Source organism: Lacticaseibacillus parahuelsenbergensis (assembly GCF_030770265.1).
GTDB classification, from domain to species: Bacteria; Bacillota; Bacilli; order Lactobacillales; family Lactobacillaceae; genus Lacticaseibacillus; species Lacticaseibacillus casei.
Map to the genome: position 1 here is coordinate 2,892,067 of NZ_CP132482.1, position 23,505 is coordinate 2,915,571.

The 23,505-nt window shown below is 48.9% G+C and carries 28 protein-coding genes; 6 read left to right on the forward strand and 22 right to left on the reverse strand.

Translation table 11 applies throughout. The features are described from left to right. Nucleotides 1-30 precede the first annotated feature (30 nt). The 13 genes from LACPH_RS13455 to LACPH_RS13515 all read right to left on the reverse strand — a co-directional run bounded on the left by LACPH_RS13455 (nucleotide 31) and on the right by LACPH_RS13515 (nucleotide 13,651). Entirely contained in the window at nucleotides 31-1,404 is a 1,374-nt protein-coding gene (locus LACPH_RS13455) for an ABC transporter substrate-binding protein (RefSeq protein WP_274785252.1), read from the reverse strand. Beyond that, entirely contained in the window at nucleotides 1,401-2,216 is an 816-nt protein-coding gene (locus LACPH_RS13460) for a carbohydrate ABC transporter permease (RefSeq protein ID WP_274785253.1), read from the reverse strand. The genes LACPH_RS13455 and LACPH_RS13460 overlap by 4 nt, the downstream gene beginning before the upstream one ends. After that, nucleotides 2,213-3,145, reverse strand: coding sequence for a carbohydrate ABC transporter permease (locus tag LACPH_RS13465; protein ID WP_049169522.1), 933 nt, complete (start codon nucleotides 3,143-3,145; stop codon nucleotides 2,213-2,215). Before LACPH_RS13465 ends, LACPH_RS13460 begins: the two co-directional genes overlap by 4 nt. Further along, complete coding sequence (locus tag LACPH_RS13470; RefSeq protein WP_087913089.1) at nucleotides 3,135-4,250, reverse strand: ABC transporter ATP-binding protein; 1,116 nt, start codon at nucleotides 4,248-4,250, stop codon at nucleotides 3,135-3,137. Before LACPH_RS13470 ends, LACPH_RS13465 begins: the two co-directional genes overlap by 11 nt. Before the next feature lie 387 nt (nucleotides 4,251-4,637). After that, nucleotides 4,638-5,927: an MFS transporter gene (locus LACPH_RS13475; RefSeq protein ID WP_274785254.1), complete on the reverse strand. Its 1,290-nt coding sequence runs from the start codon at nucleotides 5,925-5,927 to the stop codon at nucleotides 4,638-4,640. Between the two features lie 477 nt (nucleotides 5,928-6,404). Next, nucleotides 6,405-7,190, reverse strand: coding sequence for a serine hydrolase (locus tag LACPH_RS13480; RefSeq protein ID WP_274785255.1), 786 nt, complete (start codon nucleotides 7,188-7,190; stop codon nucleotides 6,405-6,407). Nucleotides 7,191-7,324: 134 nt separating this feature from the next. Continuing rightward, on the reverse strand, nucleotides 7,325-8,344 hold the full coding sequence (locus LACPH_RS13485; RefSeq protein ID WP_274785256.1) for a serine hydrolase domain-containing protein: 1,020 nt from the start codon (nucleotides 8,342-8,344) through the stop codon (nucleotides 7,325-7,327). Next, the gene (gene murQ, locus LACPH_RS13490) at nucleotides 8,328-9,248 is read right to left on the reverse strand and encodes an N-acetylmuramic acid 6-phosphate etherase (RefSeq protein WP_274785257.1); all 921 of its coding nucleotides are present in this window, start codon (nucleotides 9,246-9,248) and stop codon (nucleotides 8,328-8,330) included. The genes LACPH_RS13485 and murQ overlap by 17 nt, the downstream gene beginning before the upstream one ends. Next, nucleotides 9,175-10,107, reverse strand: coding sequence for a MurR/RpiR family transcriptional regulator (locus tag LACPH_RS13495; RefSeq protein ID WP_274785258.1), 933 nt, complete (start codon nucleotides 10,105-10,107; stop codon nucleotides 9,175-9,177). Before LACPH_RS13495 ends, murQ begins: the two co-directional genes overlap by 74 nt. Continuing rightward, nucleotides 10,104-10,589 (reverse strand): PTS sugar transporter subunit IIB, encoded by a 486-nt coding sequence (locus LACPH_RS13500; RefSeq protein WP_010490599.1) that lies wholly within the window; start codon nucleotides 10,587-10,589, stop codon nucleotides 10,104-10,106. The genes LACPH_RS13495 and LACPH_RS13500 overlap by 4 nt, the downstream gene beginning before the upstream one ends. A 34-nt stretch (nucleotides 10,590-10,623) precedes the next feature. After that, on the reverse strand, nucleotides 10,624-11,460 hold the full coding sequence (locus LACPH_RS13505; protein WP_047106871.1) for a PTS system mannose/fructose/sorbose family transporter subunit IID: 837 nt from the start codon (nucleotides 11,458-11,460) through the stop codon (nucleotides 10,624-10,626). After that, complete coding sequence (locus LACPH_RS13510; protein WP_274785259.1) at nucleotides 11,453-12,289, reverse strand: PTS mannose/fructose/sorbose/N-acetylgalactosamine transporter subunit IIC; 837 nt, start codon at nucleotides 12,287-12,289, stop codon at nucleotides 11,453-11,455. Before LACPH_RS13510 ends, LACPH_RS13505 begins: the two co-directional genes overlap by 8 nt. A gap of 294 nt (nucleotides 12,290-12,583) precedes the next feature. Beyond that, on the reverse strand, nucleotides 12,584-13,651 hold the full coding sequence (locus tag LACPH_RS13515; RefSeq protein ID WP_274785260.1) for an endonuclease/exonuclease/phosphatase family protein: 1,068 nt from the start codon (nucleotides 13,649-13,651) through the stop codon (nucleotides 12,584-12,586). A gap of 147 nt (nucleotides 13,652-13,798) precedes the next feature. On the opposite strand from LACPH_RS13515, the gene LACPH_RS13520 reads away from it, so the two are divergent. Beyond that, nucleotides 13,799-14,731, forward strand: a complete 933-nt coding sequence (locus LACPH_RS13520) for a DHH family phosphoesterase (protein WP_306387065.1) — start codon at nucleotides 13,799-13,801, stop codon at nucleotides 14,729-14,731. Continuing rightward, nucleotides 14,728-14,880 (forward strand): hypothetical protein, encoded by a 153-nt coding sequence (locus tag LACPH_RS13525; protein WP_274785262.1) that lies wholly within the window; start codon nucleotides 14,728-14,730, stop codon nucleotides 14,878-14,880. The genes LACPH_RS13520 and LACPH_RS13525 overlap by 4 nt, the downstream gene beginning before the upstream one ends. A 99-nt stretch (nucleotides 14,881-14,979) precedes the next feature. Here the strand turns inward: LACPH_RS13525 and LACPH_RS13530 are convergent, their stop codons facing one another. After that, complete coding sequence (locus LACPH_RS13530) at nucleotides 14,980-15,735, reverse strand: class I SAM-dependent methyltransferase (RefSeq protein ID WP_274785263.1); 756 nt, start codon at nucleotides 15,733-15,735, stop codon at nucleotides 14,980-14,982. After that, nucleotides 15,735-16,700: an ADP-ribosylglycohydrolase family protein gene (locus LACPH_RS13535; RefSeq protein ID WP_274785264.1), complete on the reverse strand. Its 966-nt coding sequence runs from the start codon at nucleotides 16,698-16,700 to the stop codon at nucleotides 15,735-15,737. The genes LACPH_RS13530 and LACPH_RS13535 overlap by 1 nt, the downstream gene beginning before the upstream one ends. 263 nt (nucleotides 16,701-16,963) lie before the next feature. On the opposite strand from LACPH_RS13535, the gene LACPH_RS13540 reads away from it, so the two are divergent. After that, nucleotides 16,964-17,245, forward strand: a complete 282-nt coding sequence (locus LACPH_RS13540; protein ID WP_274785265.1) for a hypothetical protein — start codon at nucleotides 16,964-16,966, stop codon at nucleotides 17,243-17,245. Between the two features lie 52 nt (nucleotides 17,246-17,297). After that, nucleotides 17,298-17,630, forward strand: coding sequence for a hypothetical protein (locus LACPH_RS13545; protein WP_274785266.1), 333 nt, complete (start codon nucleotides 17,298-17,300; stop codon nucleotides 17,628-17,630). Between the two features lie 110 nt (nucleotides 17,631-17,740). On the opposite strand, the gene LACPH_RS13550 is transcribed toward LACPH_RS13545, so the two are convergent. The 7 genes from LACPH_RS13550 to LACPH_RS13580 all read right to left on the reverse strand — a co-directional run bounded on the left by LACPH_RS13550 (nucleotide 17,741) and on the right by LACPH_RS13580 (nucleotide 22,587). Beyond that, nucleotides 17,741-18,061 (reverse strand): DMT family transporter, encoded by a 321-nt coding sequence (locus LACPH_RS13550; RefSeq protein ID WP_010490584.1) that lies wholly within the window; start codon nucleotides 18,059-18,061, stop codon nucleotides 17,741-17,743. 273 nt (nucleotides 18,062-18,334) lie between these two features. Next, the gene (locus tag LACPH_RS13555) at nucleotides 18,335-18,748 is read right to left on the reverse strand and encodes a hypothetical protein (RefSeq protein WP_306387066.1); all 414 of its coding nucleotides are present in this window, start codon (nucleotides 18,746-18,748) and stop codon (nucleotides 18,335-18,337) included. 104 nt (nucleotides 18,749-18,852) lie between these two features. After that, complete coding sequence (locus LACPH_RS13560) at nucleotides 18,853-19,701, reverse strand: hypothetical protein (protein ID WP_274785268.1); 849 nt, start codon at nucleotides 19,699-19,701, stop codon at nucleotides 18,853-18,855. 269 nt (nucleotides 19,702-19,970) lie between these two features. Further along, complete coding sequence (locus LACPH_RS13565) at nucleotides 19,971-20,465, reverse strand: GNAT family N-acetyltransferase (RefSeq protein ID WP_274785269.1); 495 nt, start codon at nucleotides 20,463-20,465, stop codon at nucleotides 19,971-19,973. A gap of 2 nt (nucleotides 20,466-20,467) precedes the next feature. Further along, nucleotides 20,468-20,998, reverse strand: coding sequence for an HAD-IIIA family hydrolase (locus LACPH_RS13570; protein ID WP_274785270.1), 531 nt, complete (start codon nucleotides 20,996-20,998; stop codon nucleotides 20,468-20,470). Nucleotides 20,999-21,073: 75 nt separating this feature from the next. Then, the gene (locus LACPH_RS13575; RefSeq protein WP_274785288.1) at nucleotides 21,074-21,829 is read right to left on the reverse strand and encodes a tyrosine-protein phosphatase; all 756 of its coding nucleotides are present in this window, start codon (nucleotides 21,827-21,829) and stop codon (nucleotides 21,074-21,076) included. 86 nt (nucleotides 21,830-21,915) lie between these two features. Further along, on the reverse strand, nucleotides 21,916-22,587 hold the full coding sequence (locus tag LACPH_RS13580) for a hypothetical protein (RefSeq protein ID WP_274785271.1): 672 nt from the start codon (nucleotides 22,585-22,587) through the stop codon (nucleotides 21,916-21,918). A gap of 293 nt (nucleotides 22,588-22,880) precedes the next feature. Between LACPH_RS13580 and relB the strand changes: the two genes are divergently transcribed. Together relB and LACPH_RS13590 are read left to right on the forward strand one after the other, a co-directional pair. Further along, nucleotides 22,881-23,108, forward strand: coding sequence for a type II toxin-antitoxin system RelB family antitoxin (gene relB / locus LACPH_RS13585; RefSeq protein ID WP_274785272.1), 228 nt, complete (start codon nucleotides 22,881-22,883; stop codon nucleotides 23,106-23,108). Continuing rightward, nucleotides 23,108-23,386 (forward strand): type II toxin-antitoxin system RelE family toxin, encoded by a 279-nt coding sequence (locus tag LACPH_RS13590; RefSeq protein WP_070651164.1) that lies wholly within the window; start codon nucleotides 23,108-23,110, stop codon nucleotides 23,384-23,386. Before relB ends, LACPH_RS13590 begins: the two co-directional genes overlap by 1 nt. Nucleotides 23,387-23,505: the final 119 nt, after the last annotated feature.

Consider the following 23,505-nt stretch of genomic DNA (forward strand, 5'->3'; position numbering starts at 1 on the left):
TGCATTCGGCAATGTTGTTAAAACTTACGATCAGCGTTTGTAATCCAACAAATTACCGCTGACAGAGTTGGTCTTGGAAATTGCGGTATTGGTGCTTGATTCGGCCTCATCTAAGGCTTTCTTGACATCTTCACCGCCGTATATCTGTTGCATGGCCAACTCGACGTTTTGCCGTTCTTCCTGGATATTGCTGAAGAAGGCACCGGCTGTGGCGGCATTGATTTTACCTTGATTGAGCTGCTCAATTGGCACTGCCAAGGCGGGATTCTTCTTGATCGCATTGGCCAGCGTCTTAACCTTGTTGGCTTTCTGGTTGACCGCAAAGTAGCCGGTGCCGAGTTGCCAAGCCGCTTGGGCCTTTGGCGTCATGAGGTACTTCATGAACTGCCAAGCCCCTTCTTGAACGGTTGTTGGCTTGTTCTTGGTAATCCAGAGACTGGCCCCGCCAATTGCGACCCCATTGGCCTTGGTATCATCCGGATGCGGTGTGAACGTAACGCCGTAGTCAAATTTGGCGTTTTTCTGCAGCTGCCCCAGCATTGCCGAGCTTTGCATGAAAATACCGACCTTTTGCGCCAGGAATGCCGCGCTTTGGTTGTTGGCAGCAGCTGATCCGGTACCGAAGTTTTGGAAAGCGCCTTGCTTGATGACATCCTGCAGCCAGTTCATACTTTTGACCATTTCTGGCGAATTCAATGTTGCTTGGGTGGCCATCGCCTGACGTCCGTTATCATGATTGACCACCAGCGAATTCTGGTTGGCGACCAATTCTTCCGGCAGCCAACCATAGATCTGCATGGTCATTCCTTTAACGGCGCCTTTACTTTTCTTGGTCAAGGCAACAGCTGCCTTAGTGATGTCGCTATAGGTTGGCGACAGCGGCAAATCCGCAATGCCATATTTCTTGAACAGTGCCTTGTTATAGTACATGACCGAACTGGACGAGTTAAACGGCATGGAAGCTAGCTTGCCATTGATCTTATAGGCTGCCGTCACGCCGGGATACAGCTGACTCAGATCATAATGATCGCGGTCAATGAACTTTTGCACCGGCACGGTCGAGTTGAGGCCGATCATCATCGACTGGTTGGCCTGGTCACTCTGGATCAAATCAGGTGAAACATTACTGCCGACCGTATTGGCGTACTTCATAATCGACAATTCATAACTGCCAGCGTAAATCGGCTTGACCGTGTACTTCGTCTGGCTTTTGTTAAATTGATCGACCAGCTTTTCCAGCACCTTTTCATTCGGTCCGTTCATCGAATGCCAAAACGTGATGGTGGTCCGGCCATTGTCCGACGCCGCTTCGGTTTTATGTTGCCCGGTCAGGAAAAAGGCAAGACCTAATATAACCGCAAGCGCCGCGATTAACGCAATGATTTTCTTGTATGTGGTTTTCACCCCTTCGTCCCCCCTGCATTCAGATTACGCTTGAAGAACTTCTGCCCAATCAGCAGCAGCGCCAAGGTTGGCAACAGCACGATAATCGCTGTGGCCATGACCATGCCCCAGTTGGCAAAGGTATCTTCAGCCTGTAACTGTTTCAACCCAACCTGTACTGGCCGGAAGTCGTCCGAGAATGTGGTAATCAACGGCCACAGGTATTGGTTCCAGTGCGTCAGGAACGTGTACAGCGAAAAGGTAATCAACATGCTGCGACTGTATGGAATCGCGATTTTCCAGAGAAACTGCAGGCGACCGAGGCCGAGATACTTCCCAAAGTCCACGAGGTCCGTGGGAATCTGTAAGAAGGCCTGCCGCAACATGAAGACCCCGAAGGCAGACGTGAAGAATGGGATCGTCAAGCCGGCGTAATTGTTCAACCAGCCAAATGCCTTCACCGTCTGGAAATTAGGAATGATCTGCGCTTCAAACGGCAGCATCATCGTGATCAAAAAGGCAAAGAACAACTGTTTCTTATACCGAAAATTCATGAACGCAAACGCGTAGGCCGCAAGCGTACATAAGACCAGCTGACCGATCGTGATCAATCCGGCGGTGACAAACGAGTTGATCATGTAGCGGATAATCGGCGTGGTCACGAATGCCTGCCAGTAGTTGTTTAACGAAATATTGGTGGATAAGAAGTTACCTGCCGCGATATCTTTGGTCGGCAGCAGTGAAGCCCAAATTCCCAGCAAGATCGGGAACAGGAGTACTACCGCCACAACGGTCAACAGCAGATAACGTGCCCCATGTTTGACATGTGTCATGCGTAATACACCTTCCGTTCTGTGAAGTGGAATTGAACCCAAGTTGCCAACGCGATAATCACGGTTAAGACAATCGACTCTGCACTTGCGGTTCCGAAGTTATGGAAGGCAAATGCATCCTGATAAATCTTATAGGCCAAAAAGTTCGTCGCGTTGTTAGGCCCGCCGCCGGTAATCAGGTCAATCTGGGCAAACATTTTGAACCCATCGATAATTTCGACAACAAATAGGAAGAATAAGGTTGGCGAAATCATCGGCACCGTAATTTTCAATGTCTGCTTAAACTGGGACCAGCCGGCAATATCGGCCACTTCATAGTATTCAGGCGGTACACTCTGAAAGGCACTGAGCAGAATCAGAAAGGCAAAGCCCAAGGCCATCCAGACACTGGCCAGCACAATGACGATCATGGCGCCGGTCGGATCAACCAACAAGTTGGCATTCGTGACGCCCATCGCCTTCAAGGCAAAGCTGGCGAGGCCAACAGACGGGTTGAACAGGAATAGCCAGAGAATCGAAGCCGCAGCGGCACTGGTACCCATCGTGCCGGCAAAGGCGGTCTGAAACCAGCTAATCCGCCGCAATTTCATCGTCGCCAACCGCGCCAAGGTCACCCCGAGAATGATGGTCACCAACGCAAACGCAACGACATACACTAAGGTGCCGGCCAGGCTTTTCAGGAATAACGGATCTTTGAAAATATCGAGATAGTTGCCTAGTCCGACAAACTTAGCCGATTCACCGCGAATGTTGGTCGCAAAGAAACTGTTGTAAACCGTCATGATCATCGGATAAAACGTAAATAAGGTCAGAATCAACAGCGATGGCATTAAGAACCAAAAGGCCGGCTTGTTGTTTTCGCGAAGCGTCGCAACCACTTTGCCTTTTGATTCGGTTGTGGTTTTATTGAGTTCTTTATTAAGCTCCATAACCTGCCGCCTCCTTTACCGGCGCCGCAACAATCCGCTCGCCGTCGTCAACGTTGAAGAGGTGCCATTCATCGGCACTGGCCGGAAGCAGCAAATTGAGTTCGGCACCAACTGCGACCGTGAACTGCTCCGGTACCCGGCTTACGAGTGGCTGGCCGTCATAGTCGCAAAAAATCAAGGTATCGTTGCCAAGTTGTTGCAAACTTTTGACTTTCGCGGTGATGGTATCCGGATTGGCAATGGAAACCGGCACCAATTTCTCTGGCCGAATGCCGAGATGATAAGACCCGGCTGGCAGATCGAATGGTAGGACAAAGGCATTATCAGTCCAAAAGGCATCGCCGATACTGAAGCGGTCGCCTTCATCGTTAACCGTGATAGGCAGCAGGTTCATTTCCGGACTGCCGATAAATTTGGCCACAAACTCGTTGGCTGGATGATTGTATAAATCAAGTGGCGTACCGAGCTGCTGGATTTTTTCATCATCCAACACCAAAATTCGATCGCCCATCGTCATGGCTTCGACTTGGTCATGGGTGACATAAATCAGCGTCATGCCGATTTCACGGTGCAATCGGGCAATTTCTTCACGCATTTCGGTTCGTAATTGCGCATCGAGATTCGATAGCGGCTCATCCATCAAAACCACCGGGGCTTTGGTTGCCAAGGCGCGTGCCAGGCTGACTCGCTGCTGTTGGCCACCGGAGAGTTCTTTAGGCTTCCGATCGCGTAAATCCGTCATGTGAACCAAATCCAGTGCCCAGTCCACCCGCTTGGTCTTTTCATCATCGGACAGGTCTTGGTTTTCCAGGCCGAACCGAACGTTTTGCGCCACGCTCATGAATGGCAGCAGCGCATAGTTTTGAAAGACCATCGCCAGTTTGCGATCCTTGGGCGGCAAGTCGGTGACGTCGCGCTCGTTAAAAAAGATGCGCCCATCTGTCACGCTGGTTAAGCCGGCAATCATCCGCAAGAGCGTACTTTTACCAGAACCAGACGGCCCGACCATCACAAAAAACTCACCGGGTTCGATCTCGACGGAAATATTGGAAAGTACTTTGGTGTTGCCAAAAGCCTTTGACACATTCGCTAATCGAATACTCATTCCTCATCAACTCCTTACACAAAGCCTAACAAGCCTTTGTAAAGATCGATGTCAACCCGGTGTATTAATTATGTAAGTATTATGTAAAAACAGGTGTTTCGAAATGAAACATAGCATTTTGCGGTGCTATGCAACTCAAGAATGATGTTCTCTTGCCGTGCCAAACTACGCAATCTCCGGCGAGTCTGGGCTGGCGACCGCGAAGCTAGAGTGGTGGGCACGACTTAGAGCCTCTGCAAAACCGGCAGAGTCTCTAAGCTCGGCCTTGTACTACGCCGGGAAGATCGCCCGGCTAGTACAATGTCACCACTGAGCCCCTCTGGCCTCCGATTGCTCCGCCTTGGCACTACATGCCTAAGAAAAACTTTGTTCCAGTTTGATGGCCATCTACTGAATTCCTTCCTCCCTAAAGAACTGCAAAATTCGCGGCAAAATGGTCAGCATGTACAGCAGTGCCACGATGCCGCTGACGACAAAGACGAGGTAGTTTTGGGCGATGTTTTGGAAGAGGAACGTGTAAAAGAACGTGGCGAGGGGTGTGACGGAGTTGTTGATGGTCATCAAAGTTGTGTTGACGCGGCCTAGGAAGCTGGTTGGGACGGTTTTTTGGATGGCCACTTGCAGGACGATGTTAGGAATCACGATTAAAAAGCCTAGCACGGTCATGAGGATGGTGCCGCTGATGGACACGTCACTTGCTGTTTTGGCCATATTGAAGATACCACCCAGCACCACCAGCAACCCACAATCGGCAATGACTGGGCCGAGCATTTTAAAGCGAATATGGCGCTGAGTGGCCAAGGTGCTCATAAATAGGCTGCCGATTAAAATACCGACCGCCGAGCCTGTTTCCAGATAACCGATCGGCGCACTGCCGAAATGCAGCGTGTTAGTAATGATGAACGGCATCCCCACCGTCACGCTGGTGAAGCTAAAATTCAACACAACGCCCACCATGATGGCGCCTTTTACCAGCGGCCGGGTCTTGATATACCCAATCCCCGCCTTAAACATCGCCAGCGAACGGCCGCTCTCATCAGTTTCGGTGCTTACACGGTGCGGCGCCACGTGGAATTTCATCGTCAGCATGATGAAAAAAGAAAGCGATGACGCAACAATTTCAACGAAAATAAAAGTTTCAAATCCGACCAACGAGTATAAAGCTAACCCCAGCATCGGTGAAAAAATCGAAGAAATCGAACTAGCCGTTGACGTCAGTGAGCTCAGTTTTTGAATTTTCTGTTCGTTCACCAACTCGTGTACAGAAGATGAGTAAGCGGTTGAGCTAAAGTCGCTGCACATATAATCGATAATCGCAAAAAGCACCACGGGGATGAGTTTTTGCACCCCGGAAAAGTTAGGCAAGGCCCACGCAAACACCGCCAGTCCGACCAACCTGACAAGATTGCTGACGATTAGAATTGACCGATGCGGGTAGCGATCGACAATGCTTCCCATCGGTACAAAAAGCAGCAGACTGACAAGCGGCCCGACAATCGTCGAAAGGCCAAAGCTAATGGCCAAATGGGTTTGATTCAGCAACATCAGCCCCATGCCGAACGAAAACATCCCGCCGCTCAACGAGCCGATCAGGTTGCTGGTAAAGTCCTTGGTAATTTGGCGATTCGATTCCCGGTCCGTAATCATGACAGGGTGAGTAGCGTGTGCTGCTTGCATGAACGATCATCGTCTCTTTTCTCGGCTCATCTTTTTCTAACAATATTAACCATTTTATAATATTTGCAGTTTTTTTGAAATGGTCAATTTATCATGTGCAGTAAGAGGTGCTCGAAACAAGCGTCAAAATACACAAAGAAAAAGACCGCCATCACGGTCTTCATTATAATTTTTTAGAATTAAATTCTAATATCGTGTGATATGCTAGTTGAAAAATCAGCAGTCAATAATCTGGGAGACAAGACATGAAGCATTTTCGAAAAGCACTTTCAAATAGCTGGGTAACGACCGCTATATTAGTTCTCATATTATGGCCGTTAGCATTAATTCTCGCGAGTAAGTTTGAGCACAATGTAGGATTCAAAATCATACTGGTTATAGGCTTGATTCCTGCACCACTGGGTAATTGGATTTCCAAAAAATTTAGAGTTGGAGATACATCCATTAAAAAAATGCAAAACTGACTATCATGAATGCTCACATCAGCCGATCCCGCCGCTGCTGAAAGTCGTCTACGATTAACTGACCTACCTGCTGATTAAAGCGCATGGCATCCTCTCGCCGGTGATTGTAAGTGGTGAGCACTACGGCGTAAAGCTGCTCACCTTCCGCTGCAAAACATGCCGCATCGTGTTCACAATTTGACAACTCGCCGCTTTTACCGGCTGTCCAACCCACAAAAGCCCGCATCGTTGGTGCCAGCAACAGTTTCGTACGATTTTGCTGGTGCCGTAACGCCTGCGCGCACCAATCCCCGTCGGCTGACTGGTGGGTCGGCGTTAACAAGTCATGCAACAGCCGCCAAGCTGCCTCCGCCGTAATCCAGTTATCTGTGTCCGCATGCGACTGCATTAACGCTCGGTTCAATCGGGTGCCGGGAAAATGTTCGGCCAACCAGCGTGAAATTGTCGGCAATCCGTATAATTTCAATAGCGCATTTGTCGCCAAATTATCAGACACCATTAGCATCAGCGTTACCAAATCCCGCACACACCATGACGGCGCCGTCATGAAGCGCAATATCCCGGCACCACCGACAGTCGCTGGTAATTCAACCATTCGATTCCACTGAAAAGGATCCGCCTCAGCACGTTTTTTCACGTAAGCAGCAATGCCGAGTTTAATCAAGCTCGCCGCGGGAAACAACGTGTCGGTCTTTGCGCCGAAAAGCAAGCGGTGATTATCAGCCAGCAAGAGCGCATGCGGCTCGGCAAAGTGGCGGTGCAACTGGTTAAGTTGTTCAACTAAATGGGCATGCTTCATCTAAATCTATCTCCGATCGCAAACCAAGCGCCAGACAGCCAGTAGCTAGCACTCAGCTCAAGTTACTTTCGATCATACACCCATTCGCCGTGTCAATGACCCTCGTTGAGAAAACATAACACGACCAACGCTTCTCATTCATCAAGCCATGAGGTTGCAACTCCGAAAAATCGGGTGAGCAAGTGCATCCGAATCCTCACCCACGCACGATTAGTCCGACTGGGATAGATCCGATTCGTCAGGCAAACAAATCCCCGCTGGGTGTCGCGGTCAAAAGCAATCGAGGTGCCGGTAAAGCCGGTGTGCCAATACTGGCGGCGATTGGCTGACCAACAACGCCATCCTAACGTGCGTCCGCCAACACAAAAACGCTCCAGCAAGGAAAAAGCAGCAGGTGGCAACACCGTTTCACCGTTTGGCACAGGCAACCCCGCCAACAACCGCGTGAACGTTGTCAAATCACCCAAGGTCGCAAACAACCCGGCGTGACCGCTAACGCCATCCAGTAAAAAGGCCTTGTGGTCGTGAACCGTCCCTCGCAACACGCCGCCGCGCTCTGGCACCTTTTCGGTCGGGACAAAATCGCGTGACGCGACGCCATGAGGTTGATAACCCGTAGCCTGCATCCCCAATGGCGTAAAAATATGCTGCTGCAGACTGGTCGCTAATGAGCCATCAATTTGAGCCACCGCCCAGCCCAACAGGATATAATTTAGATCCGAATAAATCGTGGTCGTGTCCGGCGGCGCAACTTGCGCCATTGTTTTCACCGCTTGAATCAAGCCGCCACGATCAAGAGCATGTGCGTTTGCTACATCTGCCGGCAACCCGCTGCGGTGTAACATGAGCTGCTCAATCGTCAGTTGCGGATACCGCAAGCCATCTACAAGTGACCCGATCGGCTGATCCAGCTGGATTGTCCCCGCCACCAGCAGCTGCAATAACCGCGTCGTCGTCCCCACGACTTTAGTCAGCGAGGCCAGATCATAACGATCCTGTGGCATTACCGGTAGATGATCGTCGCCGGCACCTTGATAACCCAGAAAATATAACGCATTTTCATCCGGCGCAACCAAACTAAACGAAGCACCAAAGACGGCACCCTCGTGAATGGCCTGCGTGATCGGTGCCACTAAATCAGGAGTGTCGGCCATGTTCAGCCTCCCATGCCGTTAAAACCGCACTCACGACGCCATCATGGGCAGCCAACACTTGGGTTGCGGTCGCGGCATCCATGCCGGTTTTGGCCATGACAATTGCTACCGGCACCTTATGCGCCGCTGCCTTCAATAAGGAAGCAGCGTGGGCCTTGGTAACGCCAGTGGTTTCAACGATAATCCGCTCGGCGCGATCGACCAGCTTAGCATTAGTCGGCAGTACATCGATCATCAAGTTGCCAAACACTTTTCCGGCGCGGATCATCACACCCGTCGACAACATGTTCAGCACCATTTTTTGAGCGGTACCAGCCTTCATACGGGTGGAGCCAGTAATCACTTCCGGGCCAACCACTGGCGCAATCGCAATGTCGGCATGGGTAGCCAACTCACTATCGGCCACGCAGGTTACGGACACGGCCAGTGCGTGTGTCTGTTGGGCGTACGTCAACGCGCCAATCGCATAAGGCGTGCGGCCGGACGCAGCAATCCCGATCACCGTGTCATTGGCATTCAGATTCAACTGCTTCAGGTCGTGTTCGGCCAATTCAGCCGAGTCCTCGGCCCCTTCCACAGATTTGAACATGGCTGACATGCCGCCCGCGATCAAGCCCACTGCCCGCTCTGGCGGAATGCCATAAGTCGGCACCAGCTCGGCTGCATCCAAAACACCCAGGCGCCCGGATGTGCCTGCCCCGGCGTAAATCAGCCGCCCACCGCGATTGTAACGCTGACTAGCTTCATCAATGGCTGCGGCAATATGCGCCTCTTCCTTGGCGATCGCCGGTGCAATTTTGGCATCTTCACGGTTGATCAAGGCCACAATCTCAGGCGTCGTCATCGTGTCGATGTGCATGCTGGCCGGATTTCTTTGTTCGGTTGTTAGGTCTGCGATTGCCATTTTCCTCACCTCGAATTTTCAATTCCCCGGTTAGTTGTGATGTCGCCCGATAATTCTGCTCGGTGCGCTTAATCTCGCCATGAACCACCCCTAAAAACAGAATATTGGCGACATAAGTTTCCGTGAACATAGATGTTACGGCACCGATGCGCAAGAGTGGTTCCGTCGGCGGCAAGGCAATCACGCAACTCGCCACATCCCGCAACGGACTCGGCTCATGGCGGGTCACGGCGATCACCGGTGTGTGATTGTGCCGCGCCTGTTGCGCTGCCAAAACAACCTCTTTGGTGATGCCACTGTAGGAAAAGGCAACTACCGCATCGGCCGAAGTCGTATAATACATCCGCTCCAAAGCCGTGTGCGCATCATGATCAAAAATCGCCAGATAACCAGCCCGGATCAATTTTAAATATAGGTCCTGCGCCACGAGTGCCGACGCGCTGATGCCAACCAGATAAATATGCCGGGCGTGCCGCAGCGTGGTAATCGCCGATTGAACCGCATCTTGGTCCAATGCTTCCGGCAAATCCCGCACCGCCGCAATCGCTGTCTGACTGAGTTTGCGCATCATGGTCGGCAAATCATCATCGTCTTGCACCAGCGGATCAAGCGGTTGCGGATCGTCGGTCGTTTTGGTTTCGCGCACCAAAGCCAGCTTAAACGATTGTAAGTCATCAAAATCAAACAGGCGCACAAACCGAATCACGGACGCTGCCGAGACGCCGCTGGCTTGGGCAATCTGGGCCGTTGTCTCGGCGACAAACGCCTCCGGATCGGCCAATACGTGGTGGGCCAAGGCGCGGTTAACCGGGCTCAACTGCGCAAGCCGCGCCTCCACCCTCGTTAAAAGTGGCGTCATTCGGCCTTGTCAATAAATGTGGCGATTGACGTTTTACTTTCATTAGGCACCATCTGCGCAGTAATGGTCACCCCTTGTTTGAGCAAACGCCGAATAATCGCAATATCGTCAGGCGACAAAGCCACAGATGGTTTAATTTTCTTGGTACCGGGTTTTTCTGACAGGTTGCCAACATTAAACGACTTAATCGGCACGCCGCCGTCAATCAACTTCGCCATGTCCGGAACATTGCGGGTGATCACAAACACTTGATCCGCGGCAAATTTGCCATTTTGCAGATTTTCGATAGCTTTGGCCACTGAGCTGATGGCCAATTTTTTCCCAGCCGGCCGGGCAATTTTCAGCCCCTGAATCGCCATGTCATCGTGGACGACTTCATCGTTGACGACCATCAGCCGATTAGCGCCAACCGTATTCGTCCACACCATCGCCACTTGGCCGTGAATCATCCGTTCGTCAACCCGTGCTGCCACAATTGTCATTGAACGCTACTTCCCTTCGTCATAAATGTCGTCTTTATACCAAACTACCAATCCAACCAAAAATCGCACCGAGATTGCCTAGCACCATGCCGATCAAAATCAAGACGAAAATCAGCCGCGTGGAATTCATATGCTTGCGTCCAAGAATCCAGTATGAGAACAAGGCAATCGCCAACGGAATCAAGGCTGGCATAATCTTATCGAGCATGGTTTGGACATTCATCGTGACCTTGCCGACTTTATAGGTCAAATCAAGCTTGTAATTAATGACGGCGGGAATCATCGCGCCGACAACTGTTAAGCCAAGGATCGAAGCGCCTTCCGTGAAAATCGCCATGCTGTCGGCGAAGGTCGTTGCCAGCCGCGTGCCTTGTGCCAGCCCGACTTGGAACAACTTCCAACGCACCCATAAAATGGCCAAGCAACCAACTACTGGAATCAATAGGCCGATCGGTTGATTCGACAGTGCCATGTACGCCGTGATGGAGTAAATAATCGCATTGTAAATCGCAACGAAAATGGTATCGCCGACGCCGGCAAAAGGCCCCATTAACCCGGTTTTCAATCCGGCAATGGCTTTTTCATTTTCATCGTTCATCCCCAGTTGATCCTGCAAGGCAACATCCGCGCCGACAATCAAATGTGACATTTGCGGGGTAGTATTGAAGAAGCCCATCTCCATGTTCAGCGCCTGTTTCATTTTGGCAGGATCATCTTTATACAGCCGTTTCAACGCAGGCATCACTGAATACGCGTAGCCCAAACCTTGCATCTTTTCGTAGTTCCAACCCAACTGCAATCCCAAGACGTTTTGAATGAAGATGTGCTTAAGATCTTTTTTGGTTATTTTGTTTAATTTCAAGTCAGACATCGATCTCGACCTCCTCGTCGTCGCTACTGCCGTTGTCGTTACCACCATTGTCAGGCTTGCTTGGGCCATTGTCGTTGCCGCCATTGTGCTTGCGCTCGTTGGCCTCCATCACGTGAATGGCCGCAAAGACGAAGCCAACCAGCGCCGTGCCCAGCAGGGAGAAGGACTTCGTGAAGTAAGCCATGAGGACGAATCCGAGAATGAAATAAGGGTAGTACCGCTTGATTGGCAGGTACCGCATCAGGATCGCAATCCCCATCGCGGGCAAAATAATCCCGGCCGTCTTCAAGCCAACCATCAACCACGCCGGAATCCAGGCATTGATGGCCTTAACAACCGCCGAGCCGAAGAACAAGCCTACAAAAACCGGCAACATACGTGAAACCGTCCACGGAATGATCCCGTAAAGGTTGTTCCGTTCGACGCCTTTATAATCACCTTTGAGTGCCAAGCGATCAGCATGATGCTGAAAAATCGTGTTCGTCATCCGTGCCAGAATATCCATTTGCGTCAGTAGCAAGCCAATCGGAATCGCCAACCCGATCCCATAAGCAGCCCCACGCCCGGACATAATCGCAAACGCACTACCCATAATCGAACCGGAAAGAAAGTCCGGCACCGTTGCGCCGCCATACGTCGCGACCCCCAACGTTGCCAACTGCAAAGTCGCACCGACAATCAAACCGGTTTTGAGATCTCCCATAACTAGACCAGTTGCCGCACCACCAAACACCGGTGAAAATAAGCCGATCTTCAGTGAGAGTGCATCGAGTTGTGCCAAGCCCACATAGATCGTCAGAAAAATAAGTGCAAAAGCAGATATCGACATGATGTTTCCCCTCCCTAATAAGATTTCATCGATCAACTTGATTATGGTCCCATATGAAACTGTATTTCAAGTATTTGCGTTATAAAAGTTAACACTGAAATGCAGTTTCTTGTGGAACAGAAAAGTGTCACGTGTACCAATTAAGGAATTGCGAGTTAGTTTGCCAGCAAAACAGATTGCTGCATCTGTATCTGCATGAGCGTGTACAAGAAAATGGTGTGCTTCACGCTGACACTGCAACGAATGAAGGCATAAAAAAGTGGCCCCATTTTCAGGCCACTAAGGATGTTCTTACTACTGCAACCGGAACTTCAGCACGACCGGATTGTGATCGGAATACTGAAAACCGGTCGACACCACATGCACGCTTTCCGCTTTGATATTGGGGGACAGAATATAGCCGTCAATTAACGTCACAAAACTTTTTCCGGGCTGATACGGCTGATCAAGGGCGCGGACGGAAGGTACTTTGGCTTCAGCCAAGCCCATGGTCGGGATGTGAAACCCGGCTGGCAATTTCGACTTAGGAAACAGGTGCGTCCAGGTTTCTTCCAGATTTTTGGTGTGGAAAATTTCGGCGGTATTTTTTAATAGCCGGTGGTTATAATCGCCAGCGACCATGACGTAATTGCCTTGCTTGTAGGCACGATCAATGTACTTAAATAATTTGGCAAATTGCGCCTGTTGCACCTTCACATTCGGGGTAAAGGCGGACATATGGATGTTGACCATGATGAACTGTTTGCCGTTCGCGACCGTCGTTTTCGTGGCCGTAAAGGCGCGATCCAAGTCAATAATCTTGTTGAAGTCGGTATCAACCGGCAAACTGTAACGGCGGGAACTGTCGATTTTAGCCTTGCTCAGGGTTAAAATCCCCGATTTCGCCTTCCCAATCGGCTGGGTAAACGGATAGAACAAATAGGCGGAATCGTAATTTTGCCCGTACACATTGGCGTATTGTTTTTGCGCCTGCGTTACCATGTTCACTTCATTCACGTGGCGGGAACGATCGCCATCCGGATCGATTTCCTGATAAAAGGCAATGTCCGGATTTTGCGCCTGCGTGGTTTTAATGACACCATTGATACTTTTTCGCACCGCTTGTTGACTATAAGCCCGCGAATATTTGCCGCCGTCCATGAAAAAACTATAACTCGGCGGATAAGAGCCGTACCCGATGTTATAGGTCATGGCCGTATACGTCTGGCCTGGCTTGAATTGGGCATCTTGCTGATTTTTGACTTTCAACGCCTGATTATCCGGTAGCCGGTAATAAGTCGTGAAAAGATAAATCAGGTAACCGCCTGCGACCAGCACGACGGCGCCAACGACAATGGCAATCCATTTCAATAAGCGTTTCACCAATATTCCCCCATTAAGTTTGGTTTCAATCATTATAACAGTTGTCTTTTCACCTGAGACCGGTACGATTAAGTATGTGTACACGCCTGCCATTTTCGCAAGCAGGATGCACAACTTTACATAACCTAGCATTGAAAGGAACCTGTTATGTCAGCCGAAATCGAGCGCATTTTAGCCGCTTTTGATCAATTCGATACCATCATCATTCACCGCCACATCAACCCTGATCCAGACGCCATCGGTTCACAAACCGGGCTGGCACTGCTGTTACGGGCAGCTTATCCGCAAAAAGTCATTTACACTGCCGGCCCGGCCGCGCCCGACTTAGCTTGGATCGGGCCGCAGCAAGATGTTCCAGCAGCTGCTTATAAGGACGCACTGGTGGTGGTGATTGATACCGCCAATCGCTCGCGCATCGCCGGGACGCATTTTGACCAAGGCGCCATGCTGATTAAAATCGATCACCATCTGAATGAAGATCAACTCGGCGCCATCAGTTGGGTCGACACCAACGCGTCAAGTGCTTCGGAAATGGTTTGGGAGTTGGTGCAACACAGCAAGCGCCTGACTCTCAATCAACCGGCCGCGGCGGCGCTTTACGCGGGGGTGATTGGTGACACCGGCCGCTTCCTCTACGACTTAACCACGGCCCGTACGCATCTGGCAGCTGCCGACCTGCTTGCGACCGGCATTGACGCACCCGCAATCGGCCGCCGTGAAGACCAGTTCCCCGAAAAGGTCGGTCGACTCATCGGCTGGGCGTTGGAGCATGTTAAAATTACGGCAAACGGTGCCGGATCACTGCTCATCACGCAAAAAGTGTTGCAGCAATTCGGCTTGGCTTACGGCGAAGAGCAGCGTGCAGTCGGCAATATCGGCAAACTCGCCAGCATCGACTGCTGGGTAGTGTTCACGGAACGTCAAGACGGCAAATATCGCGTCGAGCTACGCGGTAAAACCAAGGAAATCAATACCTTAGCCGTGCGCCATGGCGGTGGGGGCCATCCCTTAGCAAGCGGCGCTGTGGCAGATGACCTTGCTGAAGTACAGGCGATTACACAAGAGTTAGCGCAACAATGACTTTCATGGGAGACGAGAAAACTCTAAAAGTACTCGTTAACAAAAAGAATAAGGCATTTCTCATCGAGTTGATGAAGCAACCGGTTGTTGAAGCAAATGTCTTTAAAACATTCCAGCTCGTGTTTGAGGCTAACCAGCTTAATAAGTAAAAGAAGGCTTAAAATCCGAAACTAGATCGGATTTTAAGCCTTCTTCACTTATTACTTGCATACTGCGACTGGTGCTAATCGCAAGTCGCCGTTTCTACCTCAGTCTTCATCCTTCTTAGCCACAATGATAAAGCGATCTTCAAAAGTAGTAATATCACCAACGCTTGCAATAATGTCCTGTAATTGATGAAGTTTCGGCATGGCTCGGTTAACGTCAAAGTTAGGAAACTCCCAGGGAATGACAGTCGCATAGTATACAATGGCACCAACATCCGTAAAGCGCATTTTAACAAAAGAGGAATCTGCTTTTAAAATCCGGAAACCGTTGTTCTGTAATTGCGTTATAACTTGCAACAGATTGTTGTCAGGGAATGCAGGAGCGTACTTCTCATTCAAGAATCGCGATAACGAGTAATTATTAGTTGCCCCCACTTGTTGTGAAATGAAAATACCGCCAGGACGCAAGACACGCGCAATTGCAGCAATTGGCAATCCACCATGACTATTCGTCACCACTTCGAAATGACCACTAGGCACCTGCGCCATTTGACCTTCCGGATCGGCATACAGTGTTATCCCTTGTGGTACCTGTGTCCGCTTCAACAAATCAATATTCGGCTGCCAGCCTTCTGTGACCGAAGTCTTTTCAACGGGATGCTTAAACGAACTCATCAGTTCCCCGCCGCCGGTATCCATGTCCAGCCATTCATCAGCCGGTTTTAAATGCTGCCTCACCAAATCACGATAGTTCCACGGCAAAGCGCCAGTCTCACAGCGGTTCTTTAAGTGGCTAAAATCCCATCCATGCATCGCTTGGCGACTTTCTTCAAGCCAGGACTCTTCATTTTGATTCATTACCTTTTTACACCATCGCTTTCAGCCGATTCGATTGTAGTACCAAACTTTTCCGCAAAGGGCATTATATATGAATCCGCTAATTCACGATTAACAATGGCTTGCCACCATTCCGGCGGTATTGCATCGCTTCCGCTGGCAGCCATTAATGAAGCCGCAATGGTCGCAATTGTATCCGTATCCTGGCCTAAAGCAGCAGCGCTCATGATCCCACTTTTCAAATCACGAGCATTGATGGCCACCCAAACTGCTGCCTCCAGTGTATCAACGACATAACCGCTTGATTTAATCGCTGACACAGGCAGCTTTTTAAAGTTGGCCGCGAACAACCGGTGATAAACCGGTATTTCTGCTTCTTCTGCTGTCGGTAACGCTTCAAACGATAAGTTCACTGCTGCCAACGCTTGCGATAATGTTTTGCCATGCAGCAACTGCCACAACGTTTCCAGATAAATGATACTGCCAAGCACGGCTCGTGGATGGCGATGCGTCAGTTGGGTGTATGCGCGATACTTTTTAGCCCGCTGATTGAACGTCGGCTCATCATATAACGCAATTGCCAAGGGAGCCAAGCGCATCAAGGCACCATTGCCGTTTGCAAATTCAGAGGGATCGCCGCACATTGTCGGTTCAGCCTGCTCAATGACATAAGTGCGAATGGCTTTGGCACAGGTATTACCAATATCAAACAGCTGCCCAGTCGGCGTATAAGCGCCGCGCTCCATATACGCCACAAACTTATCCATAAGATCCGCGTAACTGCCGTCGTGAGTCAGATTGTCAATGAGTGCAAGCGTAAAAGCCGTATCATCCGACCACGTCCCAGCCGCTTGCTCCCAGAACCCACCGCCGATCATCTCAGCTTCTACGGTATAAGACTTACGCTCCTTAAATTCATATGGCACGCCAAAAGCATCGCCAACAATAGCTGCCTCAAGCACTCGCACAATGCGATCCGGTAACATTCGCACACCTCCCCATTCATGATTTAAGTTTATCATTTCATAAGGTTCATTTGGTGACTAATCGCCACTCGTCACTTTAATACCGACAATTCCGATGACCAACAACGCGATGAAAAGCCACTTCGAACAAATAAAAAATTGTGAAAATAAATAAACAGCGTTCTGATTGACTCTGTCAACAAACGCAGTATAATCTTAAATGTAATCGGTTACATATTGCGTTTTTCTCGCCACTTCTTTCACGAAAAAAGAGGAGTATTGTCATGAAAAAAGTTCTACTTTTGTTGTCTGTTTCGTTGGGGCTGGTTACAGGGGGTACACTTTTTTCTCCACCCCATACCGCAGAAGCGTCCGTTACACCTGGCTATTACTCGCCGTTCAGCAGCATTAGCGATAACATCGAATGTCGTAATGGATATCCATATACCATGGCGAATATGCGAAATGGTAAGTGCCGAGTTAATTGGGATACTGTTGTTGGCAATGTCATAAACAATACAATTAATTCTGCAATTGGTGGGGCTTTGGGACAACATCTGCCATAATCATTTTCTAAATACCTCGTCGGTAGGTTCCATTATGGAAAGCAGGAAAGTCATGAATACCGTCAATCGAAATATGGCCTTTTATCTTCTGACCGGTTTGAATCTTAGCTTCCAGAAGATGCCTCGCAGAGATCCTGATGTTCAGTCAGCTCAGGAAGTTCTTGATGAAGCATTGAGCATCTTCAATTCATCAAAAAAGCATTCTCCTAGAGCTCTTGACTATGCGTTAGCACATTTATATGGGAGATTCGTGCGCTTAATTGGCTTACAAGGTTTTAAGCTTGATCCTGAAGCCTTGATGTGGTGGCATAAATTAAAGGATTTTATGGAGAACGACATTCATGAAGAGCTAAGTTCAATTAGCCAACCTCGTGGGATCCTGTAGTCATCGCTTGACGAAAACTAATGCATCAGTACCAAGTAAACAAAAGGCGCATTCCATCTGCAGCTGGAATGCGCCTTTTTAGCGCTTCTTTCACAACGGTTGTTTTTCGATTAATCGCCACTGGTCACTTTAATGCCGACGATTCCGATGACCAACAACGCGATGAAAAGCCAAGTTGCCGGCTGCAGTTGATCTTTAAACAAAACGACACCAACAATGATCGAACCCACCGCACCGATCCCAGTCCAAACCGGATATGCCAGACTTAACGGCAGATGCTTGACCGCCAGCGCAAGAAAGCCAAAGCTTAAAATCATCCCTGCCAACGTAGCTAAGGTAAAACCTAATCGGGAAAAACCGTGCGACAACTTCATAAACGTTGCCCAAACGACTTCAAAACCGCCTGCTAAAACTAAATAAAACCACTGCATGTTTGTTTCCTCCTGTGATTAAATGCCAGTCATCAACCATCACAGCCAAACAAAAAAGGGTGACAGTACCCGCAACCGCTACATTGACCTAATGCGGTTGCGATACTGTCACCCGGTAGTGACTGGTTATTTAAATTGCTGCTGTTAGGTATCATTTCACACTTTTGCGGCGGTGTCAAATTGGATATCGCGAAAAAAGTTTCCCCGATTCCTGCTTAACGATTCTTACCGATCCTATTAGTTACACACAAGCAAACGTGTCCAGTTTGGCATTCAATGGTTTCTGTGATGTAGCTTATGAAAGGTAATAAGCTTTAGCATCATGGGTAGCAGCAATACCTTAATCGTACTTTGTGGCACACGAAGCGCACCCGTTGTGGCAAGCCACTTTAGAAACTGTTGAATCATCAACAAGCTTGCCGCTGCAACAGTCACACCCAGATGATTTTTAGGAGCATCAGCGATCAAAGCCTTTGCACTTCGCTTCATATCCGAAACTGTCCATTCTGACAGGGTTAGCCCAGTCCGATCATTCATGCTATTAAGATATTGTTGAATGATTGTTGGCGCGATACTGCTAACCTCATGAGGTAGATTTAATCCCTGATATTCTTTACTTTTACTAAATTCTGGCCAATATTGATTAAAGATAGTCAGGACGTGCGGTGAAACTTGTGGAGAAGACATAGCAATTGTCCCTTTCGATGACCTCATTGTTAGAATTTTAGAGTATAGGTGAGCCCTCAGATAAGTTAGTCCCGCCGCACAACGTGCACTTGTGTAGCTGTTGACTAACGTTTTTTACGACGTTTCTTATTCTTCCGCTTGCCCCGTTTATAGTCAGATAGCGAGATAGCTCTGCCTTTTGGTTTTGGCTTGGGCAATAATTGTGCTCCACGCGCAAACATCGCAAGCAGTTCATCACCATGCTCTCTTTCGATCTTGTCATTGAAAATTAAATACAAAAGTAGATGCATCCAACTGGCAATGAGTGCCTGAGATTTTTCTAATGACTGTGTATGAATAGTGTTGGTGATGTAGTCAAGAAAGTGTTCCGGTTCCCATGTCTGTAAGGTTTCTAAATGTTGGGCATAAAGCGCATCACCCATCTGAACAACCACATCAATGACCACTGATTGAGGATAAGCATCACGCAGATCCTGACTGTCTTCGGCTGCCCATGCCAATTTTATGTACTTAAGCAATTGATCGTGAACACTTGTTGCAGTGGCCAATTGCCATTGCTGATCACCAATTTTGTCGACGTGTGGCTCGCTTTGATAGAATTCGTCCGGCTGATACAAATTGTCTTGGTCCCATGGGTCTTCATCTGTGAACGCATCAGACATATCCTCGCCATCGCCCAGATCGTCCGTTTCACCGCTTGTGAACGTGGCGTCAATACGGTCTGACAAATCCATTCGGGGTGTCATCATTATTTGTGTAATAGCCATCTGCTTGATATGAACCACATGCCTTGCCGACAACCACACCAAGAAAGTCTCAATTAAGTCCAGACTGTCCGATAAGAGAATCATTGCCTCAACCTCATCGGGTTTCTCGTCAGCAAAACTATCCACGTATTGTTGAATGTCCGCGGATGTCCACTCGCTTGGGTTTAAACCGATGATATCTTCCATACCGGCGAGAAATGCCTAGATAAGATTGGGTGCATTTTCTTTAACGGCGGGATACACATACAACTCCCGGTAGTTCTTGCTCTTTTCGAATCTTGGCCAGTACTGTTTGAATTTCGCCATAACTTGAGGTGAAATCGGTTGATCAGACATGATACACTACACCTTTCAATGACATTGCTTGGTTTGACTGTAGCATAACAGCAAAAAGTGCGTTCTTTCAGCTCATAAATTCAAGTATTACCAATATTTTTAAAGGCTCGTTGATTAGTCTACCCTTCCCGAATCATCATCAATTCGCGAATAGTGCCAAATCTGGTCACATCTTCTAGTACTGTGTCCGTCTTCTTAAAACCAAACTTCAGGTAAAACTTTTGAGCCGCAAGATTGTTGTTCAGCACCCGCACATAATTGTTTGCATAGGTTTGGCTAAGTCGTTTCAACGCATGCTCAATCAGCTGACTGCCGACGTGCTGCCGCTGGAATTGCGGTAAAACATACAACGAATATAATTCACCCCAACCTGCATAATCTGCCATGCGCGCATGACCAAAGCTGCAAACGCCGACAATCTCTTCGGATCCAGTGATTGCCAAAAAAGTGTTCTGCCACCGTTTTTCGGGATGCCACGATGCTGGCGTGAGCTGTCTTAAAAAACCTGCTGGAATCAGATGACGATAGGCCGACTGCCAAGTGTCGTAATAAACCCGGCTGACGGCAGCAAAATCGGTCTTGGGCGTTGCTTTAACAATATGAATGCTCGTCATGCCTAGTCACCTTCTTTTTCCAGCTGATTATGTCGTAAGATCCACTCTGCCGCAGCGGCTAAATCCGCACATTCAACCCATCTACCACAAACATCAGCTCTGCCCGCTACTCCGCGACCGGTGGCAACGTGGATACCTAAAATGCCGGCGCGATTGGCACATTGCATATCAGCCTGATAACTGTCACCGATAATCACAGCTTCCTGATTAGAAAAATGATACTTTAAGTGTGCCTGAGTCAAGAGTCCGGTTTTCGGTTTGCGGCAATCACAGTTAGCATTTTCAGCGTGCGGGCAGATAAAAGCGTCTGAACATCCCAGTTCAAGGAGCGAGCGCCGCAATCCAGCCTCGTCCAGCTCACCAGCCGCGATCCGCGTTTGATTGGTCAAGGCAAAAACCTGAAGCTCGGCTGCACGTAAAGCATGAATGCCTTCCACACTTCCGGCATAGGGCACAAATTCGGCTATAGGCGTAAAGTGCCCATCCCCGCCAATCGTCCCGTCACGATCAACGAAAACAATTTTTATCGGCATTAAGTAACGCCCCTTCATAAATAATTACCGTTCGCCAATAAAGAAACACCGAACAAGCAGCGACAGATTAACCTGCTAATCCTGCAAATACAATCCCCGAAACCTATCAACATCTTCACCAGTCAGTTGCAACCCCTGCCGCAAATACTGGTCAAAACTGCCAAACTTCGTATCAATGACCTGAAAATAGTGCTCCAAATACGCAGCATCCACCTTCAGCGCCACCGCAATGGTCTGCAATTGTGAAGCCGGAACGCCCTGCTTTTTCAAATCAGCCAGAATCACCTGATTTGCCGTCTTGCGCTCTTGATTGGTTAACAAGTAATCGGCCATGATCGTTTCGTCGGGTACTGCTAACAACTTCAAGATGATCGCGGCGCCGACGCCGGTGCGATCTTTTCCCGCAAAGCAGTGAAAAACAGTGGGCTCCGGTGCCGCCAGCAAGTCGTGGATAAACGCGTGGTAGCCCGCCTGCGCCGAGTCGCTCATCGCCAGCTGTTCATAGGTCGCCAACATGTTTTCGCGCACATCGCCTTGTTCGGTTATCATATGACCCAAGCTTGCGTCGTTGGTGGTGGCATCTTTCAAAATATCCAACACCGTGTACGCCGCACCTGGCAGGGTCGTGTCGGGAAACTGCGCGCGTTCGTCTGCACTACGCATGTCAATGATGTGCTGGATGCCCACCGTCTCGGTCAGATAACGTTTTTGAGCATCATCCAGTTCAAAAAGCTGCCCAGAGCGATACAACAACCCTTTTTTGACCATTTGCTTGTTCTTGTTGCGATAACCGCCAAGTTCGCGAAAATTTGTGATTTTTTCCAAGTCCACACCCCTTTGTACCAAAAACGTCGCTGCCTTGAATCAGGCTTTTTGGCTGCATTCCGCTCGCCTTTTTAAAAATAAGATGACCGGCATCACGCCTGATCCTGTTGCTGTTCAGTCGATGATCCAACCGCTGGCAAGTTCAAGTTGCGCCAATTCACTTGCTCATAATCTTCCATAAATTGTGCTATATACTGACCGGCATGTAAGTCCAAAAGCCGCCGACCGCCTTCAGAAAGATAAACCAGCAATGATTGCTGATTAGAAAAACTGCCAATCAAATCCGACGCATAAAGCTTGGCAAGCGCATGATTCAGATCCTCCGGCAAGGCGTTCATCATCACCTGCTGCCGCCTGCCTAAATGGATAAGCTGGTAAAAAATCATAGCCTGCGATTCTTCGGAAAAGGTCGCGTAACTATCATCAATTTGAAACGTTGTCCCATGATGGTGCCCGTATTTAATCAGTGACAGCACAAAGAAATCCTGATAATCAAACGTTAGCCAAGTCGCCGTTTTTAAAAATTCTGTCAGCTCTTCAGTCAGCTGTGCTTGTGAACGCAAGAAAAATGTCGGCACTTTTTGAAACCCGCTGAAAGCACGGTGGTTACTGATTCGGATGGCCAAATATTGGCTCATAGGACGACCAAGAATCACATAGATTGACTGACTTTTCCGCGCACAATAGAAGCTGATGATACAGTCTTCGGCGTCCAAAGCGCCAGCAATGGCCGCTTTGACTTGCAATTCGCGTTTTTCATTCATCCGATTCACCTCGATCCGCCTTCAACATCAGGGTTTGCTACTAATTTAACACAATGAGGGGCCTCCCATACCCCAAATTCACTTGATATCTTACAAGAAGATAAGATTGGATAATGACATCCAGAATAAGTTTTGACTGCATCTAGGTGATTCCGCTCTTTTATTTTCCTCAACAGCAATTTTGTTACAGCGCGTCCAAAAATTGGTTTGGTCAGTTATGCTTGCAGGCATTAGACTTCAAATGAAGCCTTTTTGTGGTATAATGTTTTTAGAAATAAGGAAGGATGATCAAAATGACTGCTACAACTGTAACTTCATTGCGATTCAAAGATGACCAGTACAAAAAAGTTAAAGAATTGGCTGACTTTCATGGCGTCTCTGTCACGAAGTATATGCGTGAAGCCGTTCTTGAACGAATGGAAGATGAAGAAGACTACAATGACGCAATGGCCAACCTAAAGGCAAGTCACGGTGAAACTGTCTCTAGCGCTGAGATCCGCAAGCGTCTTGGGTTAAGTTGATGGTATCCCCGTCTTATCATTGGGCATTCGATAAGAAAGCTGCCAAGGAATTTAGCAAACTGGATCGCTCCGTTCAGCGCCGGATCGTTCGTTGGCTGGACGACCATATCGAAGGCTATAATAACCCACGTGCATGGGGAAAGGCTTTAGAGGGCAAACTCGGCACATTATGGCGCTATCGCGTTGGCCACTACCGGGTGATTGCAGATATCCGAGATGGAAAATTCCTCGTCTTAGTCGTCAAGACTGGCAAACGTGGCCAAATCTATGAGCGATGAGATCCAACCAAGATAGCCGGTATCTTTCCGTTCAATAAGTGTTGCTCGCGATCAATTGCTAAGGCAGTGAAGCATCTTGTCTTTGATCTCGCCCAATATAATGGCCTTCTTTGGGCTTG

Coding starts and splice junctions, on each gene's coding strand:
- LACPH_RS13535 (WP_274785264.1), bottom strand. CDS start 16,700: ATGTTACCGGATCGCATTGTGCGAGTGCTTGAGGCAGCTATTGTTGGC.
- murQ (WP_274785257.1), bottom strand. CDS start 9,248: ATGGCAATCGCAGACCTAACAACCGAACAAAGAAATCCGGCCAGCATG.
- LACPH_RS13570 (WP_274785270.1), bottom strand. CDS start 20,998: ATGCCGATAAAAATTGTTTTCGTTGATCGTGACGGGACGATTGGCGGG.
- LACPH_RS13470 (WP_087913089.1), bottom strand. CDS start 4,250: ATGAGTATTCGATTAGCGAATGTGTCAAAGGCTTTTGGCAACACCAAA.
- LACPH_RS13505 (WP_047106871.1), bottom strand. CDS start 11,460: ATGTCTGACTTGAAATTAAACAAAATAACCAAAAAAGATCTTAAGCAC.
- LACPH_RS13565 (WP_274785269.1), bottom strand. CDS start 20,465: ATGACGAGCATTCATATTGTTAAAGCAACGCCCAAGACCGATTTTGCT.
- LACPH_RS13555 (WP_306387066.1), bottom strand. CDS start 18,748: ATGTCTTCTCCACAAGTTTCACCGCACGTCCTGACTATCTTTAATCAA.
- LACPH_RS13590 (WP_070651164.1), top strand. CDS start 23,108: ATGGTATCCCCGTCTTATCATTGGGCATTCGATAAGAAAGCTGCCAAG.
- LACPH_RS13520 (WP_306387065.1), top strand. CDS start 13,799: ATGTCAGCCGAAATCGAGCGCATTTTAGCCGCTTTTGATCAATTCGAT.
- LACPH_RS13525 (WP_274785262.1), top strand. CDS start 14,728: ATGACTTTCATGGGAGACGAGAAAACTCTAAAAGTACTCGTTAACAAA.
- LACPH_RS13530 (WP_274785263.1), bottom strand. CDS start 15,735: ATGAATCAAAATGAAGAGTCCTGGCTTGAAGAAAGTCGCCAAGCGATG.
- LACPH_RS13540 (WP_274785265.1), top strand. CDS start 16,964: ATGAAAAAAGTTCTACTTTTGTTGTCTGTTTCGTTGGGGCTGGTTACA.
- LACPH_RS13495 (WP_274785258.1), bottom strand. CDS start 10,107: ATGACGCCACTTTTAACGAGGGTGGAGGCGCGGCTTGCGCAGTTGAGC.
- LACPH_RS13480 (WP_274785255.1), bottom strand. CDS start 7,190: ATGAAGCATGCCCATTTAGTTGAACAACTTAACCAGTTGCACCGCCAC.
- LACPH_RS13500 (WP_010490599.1), bottom strand. CDS start 10,589: ATGACAATTGTGGCAGCACGGGTTGACGAACGGATGATTCACGGCCAA.
- LACPH_RS13560 (WP_274785268.1), bottom strand. CDS start 19,701: ATGGAAGATATCATCGGTTTAAACCCAAGCGAGTGGACATCCGCGGAC.
- LACPH_RS13460 (WP_274785253.1), bottom strand. CDS start 2,216: ATGACACATGTCAAACATGGGGCACGTTATCTGCTGTTGACCGTTGTG.
- LACPH_RS13485 (WP_274785256.1), bottom strand. CDS start 8,344: ATGGCCGACACTCCTGATTTAGTGGCACCGATCACGCAGGCCATTCAC.
- LACPH_RS13475 (WP_274785254.1), bottom strand. CDS start 5,927: ATGCAAGCAGCACACGCTACTCACCCTGTCATGATTACGGACCGGGAA.
- LACPH_RS13580 (WP_274785271.1), bottom strand. CDS start 22,587: ATGAATGAAAAACGCGAATTGCAAGTCAAAGCGGCCATTGCTGGCGCT.
- LACPH_RS13510 (WP_274785259.1), bottom strand. CDS start 12,289: ATGTCGATATCTGCTTTTGCACTTATTTTTCTGACGATCTATGTGGGC.
- relB (WP_274785272.1), top strand. CDS start 22,881: ATGACTGCTACAACTGTAACTTCATTGCGATTCAAAGATGACCAGTAC.
- LACPH_RS13465 (WP_049169522.1), bottom strand. CDS start 3,145: ATGGAGCTTAATAAAGAACTCAATAAAACCACAACCGAATCAAAAGGC.
- LACPH_RS13545 (WP_274785266.1), top strand. CDS start 17,298: ATGAATACCGTCAATCGAAATATGGCCTTTTATCTTCTGACCGGTTTG.
- LACPH_RS13550 (WP_010490584.1), bottom strand. CDS start 18,061: ATGCAGTGGTTTTATTTAGTTTTAGCAGGCGGTTTTGAAGTCGTTTGG.